This is a genomic window from Leptospira andrefontaineae, from assembly GCF_004770105.1.
GTDB classification, from domain to species: Bacteria; Spirochaetota; Leptospiria; order Leptospirales; family Leptospiraceae; genus Leptospira_B; species Leptospira_B andrefontaineae.
Genome location: NZ_RQEY01000026.1, coordinates 125,427 through 140,907, shown reverse-complemented (window position 1 = coordinate 140,907; position 15,481 = coordinate 125,427). Strand labels below are relative to the sequence as shown.

The following is a 15,481-nucleotide window of genomic DNA, read 5'->3' as shown; positions in this document are numbered from 1 at the left end:
ATTGAGTGAATTTTTCAATCCAACAATTCTTCTCTCACCGCTTTGATCTTATCCAAACGATACACTATCCTGTATAAGATCAAAAATAGTAGGTGATAGGCCAAAATCCCAAACCAAAAAGAGATCCTCATATCAGGATCCATTCCTTTTTTCCCCAGTACGGAAGAAGGATGATTTCCAGGATTATCCATCCAACGAATTGCTCCCCAGGTTAAGACAGCATTCACACTACAGAATAAACTTAAAAAAGCGGAGAAGATATACTTTTTAGTTTGGTCCAGGACTAAAAACCTCAATAGGAAATAAGCCACAAGACTGAGGACCAAAACGAAAAAAGAATTTAAACGAGCATCAGTTGTATCCCAAGGAGTTCCCCAAGCAAGGTATGCCCAGATTGGTCCTGAAAATAAAACACCGATCGCAAACAGAAGAGAGATCTTGTTTGCAGAAAGTGAAAGTGTATCCCAGGTCCTATTTTTAGTTACCAAATATGCAACCGCACAAATGGAAGAAATTCCGGGACCATACAACGCTACCCATGCGACAGGCACATGAAAATAAAAAATCCTGTGAGAGATCCCCTGCTCTAAGATCACATTCGGGTAGTATAAACCCAGAAGCACTGCCAATGGAAAAATCGATAAAAACAAAAGGGAGAGTATCCAGTCCCAGGCGGGATGCAGGAGGCGAATATTCATACGCTTGGAAGTGTGCAGGTATCCGCAAATTGTATCAACAAGAATCCTATTCGTCGGAAGTCATTTCTACCAGAAGTGCACCCATAGAACCGTAAAAAAAAGCAAATGCCAAAATTAGAACAAATGAACCGACCAAGGCAGAAAAAGGTTGGGAGATAAATTTTCTCTCCGCTTCCATTCCATATAAAAATACAGGAATGGAAAGAGGCACGAGTAATAAAGGGAGAAGTATCTCTTTCAGGCGAGAAGACAAACTGATATGCGAAAGACAAACTCCCAAAAAGGAAAGGCACAATAACCCGGGGAAGAAGAATACAATTTGTCTTCCGAACTCGTTTACGTCTGCAGGAAATGCGGAGAACATGAGAGCAAAAAGTCCCATCAAATAAATTGCGGCCGCAGATAAGGCGATAAATACTAAAATCGATTTAGAAAAATATAAAACCCAAGGAGAGATAAAAAGCCTACTCGCAGTTCCGCCACCCGCTTCTCTTTCTTCCCAAGTGAACTGACCAACTAATACGAATGAGGCGACAAATAAAATGGCCCATTTTAATCCGATGAGAGCAACTATATCTATTTTGCCGTTTCTTTCCAAAGCATAATGGAATAAAAATACCATCGCAGAAACTAAAACGAGTAAGGATAAGATCCCATTACTTGCTTTTCCTAAAAGTCGGAACTCTTTTCGGATCAGAGATAAAATCGCTTTCATTTGGAATTTTCTCCCAATTCCAAAAGTCTAGACTTCGCATTTAACCTAAAATTAGGATCGTGAGTCACCAGAATGATAGAAGAAGAATCCAATACATTCTCCAAAACCGATCTTGCCTTGGATTCCCCCTCGCTGTCTAAAGCAGTTAGAGGCTCATCTAAAAGATAAAGATCTACGTTAGGCAAAAGAGCACGTACTAACGCGGCCTTCTGTTTCATTCCTCGAGAAAAAGAAGAAACAGGATCTTTTCTTCTTTGCCAAAGACGAAAATCTTTTAACCAAGAAATGATCTGATCTTCCGGGCGGCAGTCTCCCGCGATACCTCTGAAATATTCCAGATTTTCTTCCAAACTAAGAGTAGTATATAAACCCAGATCATGGCCCAGGTAAGAAAGTTTAGCGGATTTGGAAGAAGGGAATTTGATCTGGTCCTTGAATTTATCGTGTTGCAGAATGGACTTGAGTAATGTAGTCTTTCCGGAACCGTTCATTCCTCTCACAAATAAAATCTCATTCGGAAAAACGGAGAAGGAAACGTTCTTTAAAACCGATTTTCGTCCGATACTGTACGATAGGCCGGAACATTCCAATACTGGAATCGATGTTTGTGATGGGACCAATGAGGACAATTTCCCTTTTAAAAGAGTATTTACAAGGCTTAAATTTTGCCAAGTCACTCTACATATTCTTATTCTTGATATTCCCCAATATTGTGTATGCACAATTCAAGATAGGAGACTCCGAATACGCAGGTATACTCTGGGGAGAGAATGATTTTTTAGATCCTGAGTTTTATCAAGACGGAAGCCTGGCCCGTTCGGAACAGGACTTTATAGTTGCGGCAGGCAGACATTGGAAAGGTGCCCCTCCCCCATCCAAAGCAAGTTTTGAATACGAAGGAAAACAGATCACAAATAGCGGGATCTTCAATGACGAAGCGGTAGCATTACTACAAACTGCGGATCCTAAAAAGAGAGAAAAGGCTATCTCCATGCTGGAAGCAGGAATGAGATTTGATCCTTCCTTCTTCGCTTTTAGATACAACCTAGGCAGGGCATACCATATAGAAAAAAAATACCAGAAGGCAATCTTTCAATACGAATATGCGATCGCAGAAGTCCCAAAATACTACAGAACTTATATGCATTTGGGAGTTCTTTACGAACTTTTGAACGAACAAATACAAGCAGTCATATATTATAAAAAAGCGGTCGAGTTGAATCAGTTCCAAACAGAGGCTCTTGTACTTCTCGCAGAACATTATATCAGAACGGACCTTAAGAATAGAGCCCAGATTTATATTAAAAAAGCATTAACCATAGACCAGAATAGCCCTGATGCCAAACTCGGACTCGCTCGTCTGGAGATCATGGGAGGCCGGGATTACTACGCCTATAAGATCTTCAGGAACACGGACCTATACGATGACCAAGGGAAGAAGAGGCCTTATAATAAAAAATTCCATTTTTATTTCGCGGAGACTGCAAGCAAGATCGGCGATTATGTCACGGCTGCAAAAGAATATGACGAGTTATTAAAGTTCCCTAATGACCCTTTCTTTACTGAATTCTCACTTAAAATTATAGAAAGAAGAAGGGACCTGGCTAAAAGATTCGCGGAGATCAAGGCCGCGGACGAGGAAGCAGAGAAGGAAGGGCAATAGCCAAACCCGAAAAAGACTTGGCAAATCAAAATAATCCGTCCAATCTTACGGACGGAGGATCCAATGAAAAACCAAACCAGGCTTTTCGCTTTGGCGACCCTCTTCTTCTTCGTTCCGTTATTGGCCCAACAAAAACAAAAGGTCAATGAGGCGGACGTATTTCAGGACGAAACCAGCGAGTACACTAAGTCTCTTAAAAAAATCATCGTAGGTCTGGAAGCGACCATCAACGAAAGATTAAAAGACTTGGAGCGCAAACACGATATCCTCGTGGTCCTGATGCCGAAGTATGAGAAACGCCAAACCATTGTCACGGAAGACATTCCTTTCCAAGTTCAGGACGGTTATGAAAGTAACTTATTTAAGTACATAACCTTCCAGTTCAATAGCGGAAAGGTAGCCGACATCACTCTAGCATCCGAAAGTAAAAGGATCTACTACGAGGTGATGTTCGAGAATAAAAAAATCGTCTTCAAACCGACAGATTTAAAATCGAGCGAGGTTACTCACGAAGTTTTTGAAAAAACGGAAGTAACCAGACTCAACGAGATGTCTCTCGAAAACCAGATCAAAGCTCTCAGATTGTTAGAAGCAAGTCTTCGTTCTTCCATTTATAGGATAGACATTCTATTAGCTTTGTATAAGGACAAAAAAGACCGCAAAAACTTGTATCATATAGAGTTCTAAAAAACTCTTTCGATCTAGTTTTGTTGAAACCCCAAGGACTTTCTCCTTGGGGTTTTTTATTTTCAGAAAACTCATCGCAGTAAAATCAATTCAAGGTTGCCGTCGGAGTAGAATTCAACTCTTCCATCTCTACAATACGAGAGCAGAATTTATTTGCAGATTTAATATTATGAGTTACCCAAAGAATTGTAACTCCTTCTTTCTTATTCAGATCGAAAAGAGCCTGCAAAACCTGATGATTCAATATCGGATCTAAAGCGGAAGTCGCTTCATCTAAACATAAAATTTTAGGACTGCAAAGAAGTGCACGAAGAAGAGAGAATCTTTGCAATTCTCCTCCGGAAAAAAAAGAAGGAAGACGATTTCTATCCTTACCTTCTAAGCCCAAAATAGGGATCCAGTTTTCCAATAAAGGTTCGTATAAGTTTTCTTCTTTGAATAATTGTAGAGGTTCTCTTAAACTTTTTTCCAAAGTCCAAATTGGATTAAAACCCAAAACAGGATCTTGGAAAACAGGTTGGATCCATCTGGCTGGGATTTCTTTTTTGGATTTTCCGAAAATACGAATGTTTCCTGTTTTTTTCCAAGAAGAAGGAATAGGAAGGTCTAATAATAGTCGCAATAGAGTGGACTTTCCTGAACCGGAACGGCCCAAAATCCCGAGAAATTCTCCTGCTTCTACTTGTAGGTTTACCTCGGACAAGTAAGTTCTTTGGGAAGAAGATAGGGAAACTTCTTCCATAACGATGATAGTTTCTTTTTTCTCGGGCACGGATACCGGTTTAGTGCTTGCTTAGAATTCTGACAACCAATCCCTTAAAGACATGAGTTTGAAAATTACGGAAGTAGGACCAAGAGATGGACTCCAAAATGAAAAGTCGGAGGTCCCAACAGAGGATAAACTAGTTTATATCCAAAAGCTGGTCGCAGCCGGCCTAAAACATATAGAAGCAACTTCCTTCGTAAGAAAAGAAAACATTCCCCAACTCGGAGATGCAAAAGAACTCTCTGCCTCCTTGGATCTGAAAGGAAATATCCATTTTAGCGCACTCACTCCTAATTTAAAAGGATACCAAGCTGCAATCTCTTCCGGATTTAAAGAAGTAGCGGTATTCACAGCAGCATCGGAATCATTCACCAAAAAAAATATCAATCGGACCATCCAAGAGTCCATAGATGGATTTAAGGAAATTTTTGCGGAAGCAAAAAAAGACGGAGTACTTGTAAGAGGTTACGTTTCTACAGTAGTCGATTGTCCTTATGAAGGAAAAATTGATCCAAAAAAGGTTTTAGAAGTTTCTAAAATACTTTTGGACCAAGGTGCTTATGAAATCTCTTTGGGAGAAACAATCGGCACTGCGGTTCCGGCAGAAGTGGAAAAATTGCTTAATGTCCTTCTGAAAGAAATCCCTGTAGATAAACTTGCAGGACATTTTCATGATACGTACGGAATGGCGATCTCCAATGTGCAAAAATCATATGAGTTAGGAATTCGATCCTTTGATTCTTCTTCAGGAGGACTAGGAGGTTGTCCTTATGCAAAAGGTGCATCCGGAAATTTGGCGACTGAAGACTTGGTCTACTTCTTCCATAAATCAGGGATCCAAACAGGTATTGATCTCTCTAAATTATTAGAAGCTTCCGCATTTATGGAAGGGATCTTACAAAGAAAATTGGCTTCTCGTTCGTATATCGCATTAAAAGCAAAAGCGGCGTCTTAAGTAAAAGTCGCTAAGAGCGAAATATGCCTTCTTCTACCGTACCAAAAGAGAAAGACTTAAAGAAAAGTTTTGATCTTTTATATAAGAATTATACCAAACCGGAATTTTTAGATTCAGATCCATTATTCATATGTTATCTATATGATTCTCCTGAAGATAGAGAATTCGTAGGACTTCTATCCGCGTTATTTGCTTACGGTAATGTGACTGCGATCAGAGGTTTTCTCGCAAGGCTTTTGGAACCGATGGGTAAAAAGCCGAAACAATATTTACTCAATCATGGAACTAAGATCTGGAAAAATAAATTAGGGCCATATCGTTTCCAAAAAGAGAAGGATGTACTTCTATTCTTACAAGCGATCCGATTAGCGTATCTGGAAATTGAAAAAACCGGTGAGAAGTTTTTAGAATCTTGGTTTAGTCCGCTTCATCCAAAAGAAACGGGTTTAGAAAAAAGGATCTCAGGTTTTCAATCCAGGCTTTCTGAAATTTTGAACGACTTGGATCCTGGTTGGAAGTCCTACGGACTAGGCTTTTTGATCGGACTAGGAAATCCTAAATCTGCACATAAACGTTATTGTATGTTCTTAAGATGGATGGTTCGCAAAGAAGAACCCGATCTTGGATTATATAAACAAATCAAAACCTCTGAGTTATTATTTCCTTTAGATACACATATCAATCGTCTTTCTAATATTTTGGGAATTACGGAAAGAAGGACTTCCGATTTCAAAAAATCAAGAGAAGTCACAGACTATTTCCAAAAGTTTTATCCGGAAGATCCATTGAGAATGGACTTTGCACTTTGTAGGCTCGGAATTTTGCGTAAATGCAAAACTGCCTACGTAGCTGAGCTATGTGAGTCTTGCGATCTGAAAGGGGTTTGTAAGATTTATGGAAAAAAGAAGAAGGTTGGTACCGCCACGGAGAATTGAACTCCGGTTACCAGGATGAAAACCTGGTGTCCTAACCACTAGACGATGGCGGCGTTTTAATTAGTTCAGCTTGAGTCGTTTGGGATTCGAACCCAAGACCCTCTCATTAAAAGTGAGATGCTCTACCAGCTGAGCTAACGACTCGAACGTAAGAACACGATATTTTTCGGCCCTCTCTGGTCAAACGAATTTCATATAGTTTTTTACCAGTTTAGAGAAGTTTCCAAACGTAAAAAATTCAGAAAAAACTTTGTCCGATCTTAGAATCCGGAAGCGATTGTGTCCTTTCTGTCCGGTCCTGTAGAGATCAAATCTATACGAACTCCGATCAGTTTTTCCAAAGCACGGATATAATCCTTACATGCAGAAGGAAGTTTGTCGAATTCTCCGATGCCGGTGATGTCCGTTTTCCAACCAGGGAATTCTTCGTAGATTACCTTCACTTGGTCTAGTCCTTGAGAAGGGAAACAATCTAACTTTTTGCCATTCCTTTCGTAAGCTACCGCCACAGGAATTTTATCATAAGCAGAAAGAACATCTATCTTAGTAAGTGCAATGGATGTAAGCCCGTTGATACGAACCGCATGTCTCAGAACTTCCGTATCGAACCAACCGCAACGTCTTGGTCTTCCTGTGGTAGCTCCGTATTCCGCACCAAGGGTTCTGAGTCTTTCTCCCTCTTCCCCGTGAAGTTCTGTAGGGAAAGGGCCTTCTCCCACTCTTGTGGTATAAGCTTTTGTAATTCCGATCACACTTTTTAAATGATGGAATGCAATACCGGAACCAATAAATGCTCCACCAGTAGTAGGATTAGAGCTAGTTACATAAGGATAAGTACCAAAATCAACATCCAGTCCTGTTCCTTGTGCACCTTCCAACAGTATTTTTTTGCCTGCTTTTAATTGGGATTCCAAGTAATAAGGGGTGTTGATGATATTCTTTTGGATCTTAGAATAGAATTTTTTTACATTCTCTAAAATATCTTTGGCGGAGAGTTCTTCTCCATCATAAAGTTTTACGAGTTCTCTATTCTTCTCATCTACTAAATGTTGTAGTCTGGTTTCGAAATCGCTTTCTCTAAGATCTCCGACTCTAAGTCCGATCCTCATCATCTTGTCTGCGTAACAGATACCGATCCCTTTTTTAGTGGTTCCGATCTTACGATCCGGAGTGCAGGAACTTTCTCTAGCAGAATCTATCAATCCATGGAATGGGAAAAGAAGATGACATGCATCGCTGATCAGAAGTTTTTCATACACTGGAAATCCTTCTGCCTGCAGTTTATCACATTCTTCGATAAAGAATGTTGGATCTAAAACGACTCCGTTACCGATCACACAAACTGTTTGGTCGTAGATGATCCCGGATGGCACCAAATGAAAAACGTATTTTTTACCGTGAACCACCACTGTATGTCCAGCGTTGGCTCCGCCCTGGTAACGTACTATGATATCCGTATCTTTGGAAAGGTAATCGATTACTTTTGCTTTCCCTTCGTCACCCCATTGGGTTCCGACCACTAATGTTGCGGGCATGGATTATTCCTTAATTCCTGTTTCTTTTGTATATAATTTCAATTTTTGCACTTTCTTCTTCATAAAATCAAACCGGCCGTGCATCTTCCAATTTCCAAGATTGCTCTATTACCGCTTCCAAGGCATCTACATTGATAGCAAATCCGCAGGCATCTTTTTGGGTTCCGGAGAATAGCTCATATAAATGATCATAAGCTCCTCCGGTTAGAACTGGTTCTGAACTTCCGGATACGTAACCTTGGAAAACGAATCCGGTATAATATTCCAAATCTGGAATAAGAGTATAATCCGAACAAAATTCCAAACCAGGAGTTTTACCAAGTGAACCTATAATTTCACCCGTTTCGGAAATGATCTTTTGGAAAGAATCAGAAAGTCCTAAAGAAGCAAACTTCTTACCTAGATCTTCCTTATGAGAGACAAATCCTAAACATAAGGATTCTAGCACCGGGAAAATCCTAGAAGCGTTTCTAGTTTCCAGAAAGCGACGGATCTCCGGAAGATTCTTCCTATATAATAAAAACGATAATTGCCTTTTTTCGGATCTGGAAAGTTCCAAGGACTCCAAAACGGAATGAAAGACTCCGACATTACCAAGCACAACAGTCAATGGCGAACGCAGTTTAATTCCGGAGAATAATCCAGAAATCTCTTTCAAAATTCCTAAAATAGCCGGGGCACCCGAGCCGCCTATATGCTCAGCACCAACTTGCAGGATCTCTTTTCTAGATCCGCTCTTACGTCCATAGTCTCTGAAAATTTTTCCCTGATAAAAGATACGTTGGTTTTCTTTGCGGTGCGCAAAACCGGCCATACCTTTTACAGCTTGAACAGTCAAATCCGCGCTAGGAGAGATCTCATTTCCATCAGAATCCCTGAATCTATATAAAGCAGAGGAGTCTTCTGCTGACATGGTAAGCAAAAATGAAGAAGAATAATCAAAAGAAGGTAAAAATACCTCAGAGTATTTGAATTCTTTGAGCTTGGAACTTAGGGAATTTAGAAGTTCCCTTCTTTCCGAACTCTCGTTCGGTCCAAAAAAATGGAATCCGTCCGGGATCCATTTTTTCTCGCTAAACTCTGGAGGATTATGTGTCATCTGTTCTGTACGAAAAGCCCCAAAGAACAGTTCCTTTTGGCTAGGGTAGAATTCAAATCGTTTTTCCCAAAAAATAGAATGACAATAAGCCTTCCAAGGATAGAAAGTATTCTCCGGAAATCGCGTATCCAACCTTAAAGTTCGAGCTCTAAGCACCGAAACCAGATTAACCGCAAGACCTTAAATAGAGAAGAAGCATGGCAGAAAAAGAACAATCCGTCGGAAGATGGCAGAAGGAATTCTTCGAGAACATTCACCTATTCAAAAGATCAGGAATGAGCGAAGAAGAAGCTAAAAAGATACTTCAAAAATTTCTTTATCTTTGTTCCGTAACTCCAATGCCTCCGGTCATGGATGTTTTTAAAGATCCATCTTCTTTAGAAAGGATAGGTGTATACACCCCTCCCGAAAAGAAGGCCAGGGAGTTCATGATCGAATTCCTTTCTCCAATCATGAAATTTTTTACCGTAGAAGGTATCGAAAACCTAGCCGCAGTAAAACCTCTGATCGGAAAATACCCGGTCACCTTGATCTCCAATCACCTCAGCCATTTGGATGCTCCTGCAATCTTCCAACTTTTATATCATGCTTCTCCGGAAGGTAGAGAAGTGGCGGAACAATTGGTATTCATCGCAGGACGTTTGGCTTACGAACCTGATTTTACCAGACTAGGATTGTATATGTTCGGAACTCTTTTGGTCTGCTCCAAAAGAGACATGGCGGATAACCCGAGTCTTTCGGACGTGATGACCAAAATTAATATGAGGGCGTTCCGACATTCTCAAAAACTACAACAAGAAGGAAAGATCGCCGCAATTTTCCCGGAAGGAACCAGATCCAGAGACGGAAGACTCATGCCGTTTGTGGACACAGTATATCACTATGTTGCAAATAAGGTCATTCTTCCAATTTCTTTGGAGAAGACCGACAAAATCCTTCCTACCACAAGCCTACTCTTCAATCAGGTAGCAGGAAAACTAACGATCGGTAAACCTGTGTTAGTTGGAGAATTATCTAAAAAGGAAATGGCTCATTTCCCTAAAGATGTAGAACATCTTCCATTCCCGGAACACGGAGACAAAAAACAATTCCTGATCGATAATTTGGCTCTACTCGTAGGACAAAACCTGAACAAACACCAACATGGTATTTATAGGAACTTGTACAGTGCAGATGCTAGGGACGAAAACAAACTCATCAAGGTACCTAAAGAACCTAAAGAGAAGGTTGTAGTAATCGGAAATAGCAGTATGGGAATCGCGATCGCAACCGTACTTGCTAATAAAGATGTTAACGTTTTAGTCTACCATCCTGACAAAGAATATACTTCACAGTCAAATACGGAAAGAAGAGACCTCAGAACTTACTCTCTGTATAAACTCCCTCCAAACTTAGTATTCACTTCCGATCCGGAAGATCTAAAAACTGCAACATTGTTTATCCAAGGAACCAATCCTTGGGAATTGCATACGATCTATCCTGATCTACAACCTTATCTCTCTAAGAACAAAGCTCCATTCTTTAATATCATCAAAGGATTTACTAGTGCAGGTTTGATCCTAGACGATCTGCAACATGGGTTAGGAATTGAAGACGATAGGATAGGAGTGATCTCCGGTGCTTGTTATCCTGATCAGATCATGGAAAGAAAAATTTCCGGATTCGAGATTGCGGCTGTGAACGAAAGTCTAATCCCTCGTATTCAAAAATTATTAACCACAGGTTATATTTTCCCAAGGTCTGCGATTATACCTACGGACGTAAAAGGAGTCCAGTTAGGCGGAGCACTCAAAACAATTTATGCTCTTGTAATGGGAATTGTAGAAGGTTATTTCCAACAGACCCTGGGTGGGAATGTGGACAATTCTCTATTCCATCTTTCCAATCGTTTCTTCAACGAAATGGTAAGTGTGGGAGTGCGTATGGGAGGAAAACCGGAAACATTCCAAGGTTTATCCGGACTCACTGACTTTATGTTGTCTTGTTTCGGAACAGATGCAAAAGACAGAAAAACTGGCTATGATATAGCAAATGGCCATCCTTCTGAAAAGATGTCCAACGGATTCTACGGATTAAAGGTAATGCCAAACCTAATGAAAATAGATCCGAATGAAGTTCCGATTATGTATGCGGCTTACGAAGTGGTCATCAATAAGAAAGACGTTCGCAAAGTTGCTGAAGGAATGGAAGAAAGGCTGTCGAGAGTTTAAGAAAACCGAATATCTTTTTCAAAACCAAAAACGGCGAATGGAGTTTTCCTTTCGCCGTTTTTTTGTGAAAATCTTATCTTCCGTTAACGAAAATTTCCAGTAACCCTTCCGACAGTGCTTCTATTTCAGAGGCTCTTTCTTTCAGAAGTCTAAAAGTTTTTTGTAATGCCACTTCCATTTCTTCTTTAGGAACTCCGAATGTAGTTAGGCCCAATTGGATGACTGTGGTCATCATCCTGAGCCTATCTATTTTTCCGGAATAAACCATTTCTTCCAAAAGACTTTGGAATACTCCTCTGAATGCCAAGGTGCGTATTAAATACTCTTGTTCGTCGAATTCAGGATTATATTTTTCGAATAGGATCTTGCTTCTATGAGAGCCTCGATTTCCTATCATATCGGTCACACCTTGGGTCTTATAAGCCGCTAAGTATGTTTCCGCTATGGTAAGTTTTTTCTGGCAAAGATAGAATTGTAATCCTACTTCCATGGCAAAAACCAAAGGAGGATCCATTTCGCCTACCAGACGTTCGGCGGTCTCACCCGCTTCGTTAAATACTTCGCTCGCGATTGCGAGTAGTATCTCTTCCTTATTCTTGAAAAAATGATAAAGACTTCCCGTAGTGATCTCTGCTTCCTCGATGATCCTACGTATAGTTGCCTTCTCATATCCTTCGCTTACGAAAAGTTTTCGGGATACTTCTAAAATTTTAGCCCGAACTCGGTTGGACTGTTCTATTCTCTTCATCTGTTGACACCCTGCCAGAACCGAGTTCGTATATTTTACATAAGGAGTCCCTTATGGGATACGATCGGTTCTTTTTATTTATATGTATTTAAGATTGCGTAATGCGCCTTGTTAGCCTCATATAATTTTTTGAATACGGAAAAATTCCGATCATAAACTAATTTATTCCCTGGATTCGGATTCCATCTCTCTTTGCTAGGAATTAGATTTTTGATCTCTTCGAAAGAATGAATTTTACCCAATCCTAATGCAGCTATCGCTGCTGCTCCGGTTGCTCCTGCATTTTGAGGATGATCTATCGTCTCAATCGTTCTACCCGTAATATCTGCTAAGATCTGACAAATGATCGGAGAACGTGCCACTCCACCTACAAATCGAATTGTAGAAGAAGCTGGAACCTTTGCATGAGATAATTCTAAAATCCAACGTTTATGAAAAGAAATACCTTCGATCACGGATCGAATCAGTTTTCTCTTTCCAGTATCCAATCCAATATTGAAGAACATCCCTCTTGCTGCCGGATCTTCAAAAGGACAACGATTTCCATGTAACCAAGGAGTGAAGATAACTCCGTCACTTCCTGCAGGAGTGTCCTTGATAGATTCGAATAAGTATGCGAAAAGACTTTCGTGAACCGCGTCTTCTCCTTCCGTTACATTCTTTTTTTCTAAATAAACATCTATCTCATCTAGGGCAAGATGGTCTTTGACCCATTGTAGACATTTACCTGAAGTTTCTTGTTCTCCGAAATAATTATAAAAACCGGCTCTTGCGCCTACGATAGAAGCAATCCTTGCGTTGATATCCACAGTTCTTCTTTTAGTTACTGTGGAAACCCAACCGGAAGTTCCTGCATAAATATGAGTGTCCCCTTCTTCCACCGCGCCTGCACCGATACCGATCAGAGTGGCGTCACCTCCGCCACCGAAAACTGCAGTTCCTTCCTTTAATCCTAATTCTTTAGCGGATATTTCAGTCAGACCACCAATCAAATCTGTGGATTGTATTAGATCGGGAAGATGTTCCGGGCGAACTCCGAACATTTTACAAAGTCCTTTATGCCAACGGCTTTTGCCAGGACGAGAATCATATAAGAAAGTAGCGAATGCGGAATCCAAGGTCATGGTTGCTCTGCCAGTGCATCGAGCAGTCAGATAATCTTTCACATCCAACCACTTGTGGACTCTTGCAAATTTTTCAGCTTCTTTTGCTTCGACCCATTTATATTTCCATAATGGATCTTTTACACTTCCTGCAACTGCGCCTGTGATCTGTAAGGAACGGAGAAGTTTGTAAGCATTCAGACCTTCTATCTTGATCCCATGCTCTATTCCTTTTTTCATTTGTTCACGGGCTCTTTGGTCCATATAACTCATTGCTGGACGAACCGGTTTCAAATCTTTGTCTACAAGAACAAGACCTTGCATTTGAGAGCAGAAGGAAATCCCACGAATTTCTGCAGGATCTAATTTGGTTTCTTTTAAGACTTGGGCAGTGGTATCTCTCATGGAATTCCACCAATCTTGAGGATCCTGCTCCACTCCTCCGCCTTCTAAAAGTGTGAGTCCGTATTCTTGGGTAGCGGAATGTACAAGAGTAAGTCTATCTCCTATTTCAAATAGGCAAGTTTTGGTCCCGGTAGTTCCTATATCGTAAGCCAAAACATAGACTTTTGATTTCATGCAACAGATCCTCCGAAACCCATGGAAATTTCGCTCGATGAGTGAGCACTCACTCATCAGGAGATTGGAAAGCCCCCCAAAAAGGGCAATCATTTTTTCCTAAATGAGAAGGCGGTTATAAGCGATTGTCTTTTCGTGTCAATTGAATCGTGGGAACCAACCGCGACAGCGATGTGCAGGGCTTTAGTCCGGGCCTTGCCCGGATGAGCGTGAATGCGCGAACCCGCAGCAGCGCGGTCCGAGCAAAGCGAGTGAGTCGCCCCTACTCCTTTATCTACCGATGATCCCTTCCGCTTCCGGTTTGAATCTATAGATATAATAAGGTCCTTTGTTTAAGATTACGCTATCCAATTGCAGGAAAACTTCGTTTAACGCACTACAAGTTAGATACATATATCCATCCGGAGCATAACTAAATCCATCAGGCCAACGGAAACTTGGATCCTTGAATAATGTAGTGATCTTTTTATCCATATCGATCAGGTTCACTGCAGAATGTTCCGCGTCGGTTACATAAATATTTCCGCTTTTATCGATGCTGATCCCATCACTCATTGATTTTAAAGAATATTGTTCCACCTGCGCTGCCAACTGAGCTGCGGTCAAAGTAGAATCCCTTAAAACGCTGGTTTTAGCGCGGTATAATTCTCCAGAAGTAAAAGGTGCAAAATATAACCATTCTCTATTTTGGTCCAAAGCAATTGAATCCGCGTTAAATATGATAGAAACTCCCGCCACTTGGAAAGGAGATCCGTTTACTACGATCTCGTTTCTTTCTCCCACCACGGAAACATGATCTTTCAGTAGACGTCTCGCTTTTTTATTCGTGATATCATATACGACGAGTCCAGGATCCGGGATCAGAGGACTTGTATCCGTAATAAAGATCGTCTCTGTTACTGTATCGATCTGCATATCATTGAACAAAGAATCCTTAGGAGCGATAGCAATTGGGAATTCATACTCGTGAATGGTAGCGCCCGTTTCTATATCAAATGCATAAACCTTTGGTCTTGTTAGGCCTAAATTGCCGTAATCCAAGGTCCAGAGCCGATTCTTATCATCCACTCTGACTGAAAGAACTGTATTAAAATTTTTCTGAAAGTTTTGGCTTGGAAATGGAAGAACCTGGCCATTTTTTAATTCGGCAACTTTGATCGGAGGACTTCCTTGCGGGAAGAAGGAGAAGAAGATCCTTCCGGAAGCTGACGCGCTTATATTGCCCGGAGGACGATCCAATTGGATCACTTTTTCTAAAGAAGTATTCGGATACTTCGGTAACGTTGTCCTATCTTCTAAATTTCCTGTTTCACATTTTACAATGGCAGAAACCAATGCAAAGACCATGGCCCATTTTTTTAACATAAAATTTTCTCCACTGCCTTATATCATAAGGCAAAAAAGAAAATGGTCGTCCGCTTTGTTTAAGTCGAACGTCCGAATTTAAGAAGTCGGTCCTTGATCAAAAATCGGAACTTACAACTTTCTTATTTCTTAAAGTACTATAATACAAAGCAAACTTGTACCTATGTAAAAAAGAACGGGATTATAGGACCGAATTACCCTGTACTTATATGCGTCTTACATTTCACAAAATCATTTATTCGCATAATATTGAGATCGTTATAATTAGAATCTAAAATCAAAGGTACTTCCTATTCCAAAATTATAATTTGCTTGGAACTAGAACATATACCTCTTATACTGTCATTGTTACTTCCGAGCATATAAGTGATGACTTCCTCGGACCTAAGTGATGCGAATTATTATCTTTCACTATTAAAATAA

14 protein-coding genes and 2 tRNA genes are annotated in these 15,481 nt (G+C 40.5%); 5 read left to right on the top strand and 11 right to left on the bottom strand.

The window, feature by feature from the left end; translation table 11 throughout:
• Positions 1-14: 14 nt before the first annotated feature.
• From ccsA to EHO65_RS19105, 3 genes are read right to left on the bottom strand one after another with little or no spacing between them, the layout of a single operon-like run.
• Positions 15-698, bottom strand: a complete 684-nt coding sequence (ccsA, locus tag EHO65_RS19115) for a cytochrome c biogenesis protein CcsA (protein ID WP_135776140.1) — start codon at positions 696-698, stop codon at positions 15-17.
• A 46-nt stretch (positions 699-744) separates the two neighbouring features.
• Complete coding sequence (locus tag EHO65_RS19110) at positions 745-1,413, bottom strand: heme exporter protein CcmB (protein WP_135776139.1); 669 nt, start codon at positions 1,411-1,413, stop codon at positions 745-747.
• Entirely contained in the window at positions 1,410-2,033 is a 624-nt protein-coding gene (locus EHO65_RS19105) for an ABC transporter ATP-binding protein (RefSeq protein WP_135776227.1), read from the bottom strand. Before EHO65_RS19105 ends, EHO65_RS19110 begins: the two co-directional genes overlap by 4 nt.
• On the opposite strand from EHO65_RS19105, the gene EHO65_RS19100 reads away from it, so the two are divergent.
• Both EHO65_RS19100 and EHO65_RS19095 read left to right on the top strand, forming a co-directional pair.
• On the top strand, positions 2,033-3,076 hold the full coding sequence (locus EHO65_RS19100) for a tetratricopeptide repeat protein (protein WP_135776138.1): 1,044 nt from the start codon (positions 2,033-2,035) through the stop codon (positions 3,074-3,076). The two genes, EHO65_RS19105 and EHO65_RS19100, sit on opposite strands and share 1 nt — an antisense overlap.
• A 63-nt stretch (positions 3,077-3,139) precedes the next feature.
• Positions 3,140-3,763, top strand: coding sequence for a hypothetical protein (locus EHO65_RS19095; RefSeq protein WP_100724795.1), 624 nt, complete (start codon positions 3,140-3,142; stop codon positions 3,761-3,763).
• Between the two features lie 85 nt (positions 3,764-3,848).
• On the opposite strand, the gene EHO65_RS19090 is transcribed toward EHO65_RS19095, so the two are convergent.
• On the bottom strand, positions 3,849-4,535 hold the full coding sequence (locus EHO65_RS19090; protein ID WP_135776137.1) for an ATP-binding cassette domain-containing protein: 687 nt from the start codon (positions 4,533-4,535) through the stop codon (positions 3,849-3,851).
• 52 nt (positions 4,536-4,587) lie between these two features.
• Here EHO65_RS19090 and EHO65_RS19085 point away from each other — a divergent pair, with 52 nt between their 5' ends.
• Positions 4,588-5,484 carry a hydroxymethylglutaryl-CoA lyase gene (locus tag EHO65_RS19085; RefSeq protein WP_167482066.1) on the top strand — a complete coding sequence of 299 codons (897 nt, stop codon included), beginning with the start codon at positions 4,588-4,590 and terminating at the stop codon, positions 5,482-5,484.
• 23 nt (positions 5,485-5,507) lie between these two features.
• A complete protein-coding gene (locus EHO65_RS19080; RefSeq protein WP_135776135.1) occupies positions 5,508-6,419 on the top strand; it encodes a TIGR02757 family protein in 912 nt (303 codons plus the stop codon).
• Here the strand turns inward: EHO65_RS19080 and EHO65_RS19075 are convergent.
• The 4 genes from EHO65_RS19075 to EHO65_RS19060 form a co-directional block, all read right to left on the bottom strand.
• A tRNA-Glu gene (locus EHO65_RS19075) sits at positions 6,398-6,472 on the bottom strand. The two genes, EHO65_RS19080 and EHO65_RS19075, sit on opposite strands and share 22 nt — an antisense overlap.
• Positions 6,473-6,490: 18 nt before the next feature.
• A tRNA-Lys gene (locus EHO65_RS19070) sits at positions 6,491-6,563 on the bottom strand.
• 116 nt (positions 6,564-6,679) lie between these two features.
• Entirely contained in the window at positions 6,680-7,954 is a 1,275-nt protein-coding gene (locus EHO65_RS19065; protein ID WP_135776134.1) for an adenylosuccinate synthase, read from the bottom strand.
• A 67-nt stretch (positions 7,955-8,021) separates the two neighbouring features.
• Positions 8,022-9,053: an ATP phosphoribosyltransferase regulatory subunit gene (locus EHO65_RS19060; RefSeq protein ID WP_208744165.1), complete on the bottom strand. Its 1,032-nt coding sequence runs from the start codon at positions 9,051-9,053 to the stop codon at positions 8,022-8,024.
• Between the two features lie 197 nt (positions 9,054-9,250).
• On the opposite strand from EHO65_RS19060, the gene EHO65_RS19055 reads away from it, so the two are divergent.
• Entirely contained in the window at positions 9,251-11,263 is a 2,013-nt protein-coding gene (locus EHO65_RS19055; RefSeq protein ID WP_135776132.1) for a 1-acyl-sn-glycerol-3-phosphate acyltransferase, read from the top strand.
• Positions 11,264-11,336: 73 nt separating this feature from the next.
• Here EHO65_RS19055 and EHO65_RS19050 read toward each other — a convergent pair whose 3' ends face one another.
• The 3 genes from EHO65_RS19050 to EHO65_RS19040 all read right to left on the bottom strand — a co-directional run bounded on the left by EHO65_RS19050 (position 11,337) and on the right by EHO65_RS19040 (position 15,058).
• On the bottom strand, positions 11,337-12,011 hold the full coding sequence (locus tag EHO65_RS19050; RefSeq protein WP_135776131.1) for a TetR/AcrR family transcriptional regulator: 675 nt from the start codon (positions 12,009-12,011) through the stop codon (positions 11,337-11,339).
• Between the two features lie 74 nt (positions 12,012-12,085).
• Positions 12,086-13,693 carry a xylulokinase gene (locus EHO65_RS19045; RefSeq protein WP_135776130.1) on the bottom strand — a complete coding sequence of 536 codons (1,608 nt, stop codon included), beginning with the start codon at positions 13,691-13,693 and terminating at the stop codon, positions 12,086-12,088.
• 270 nt (positions 13,694-13,963) lie between these two features.
• Positions 13,964-15,058, bottom strand: a complete 1,095-nt coding sequence (locus EHO65_RS19040) for an L-dopachrome tautomerase-related protein (RefSeq protein WP_135776129.1) — start codon at positions 15,056-15,058, stop codon at positions 13,964-13,966.
• Between the last annotated feature and the right edge of the window lie 423 nt (positions 15,059-15,481).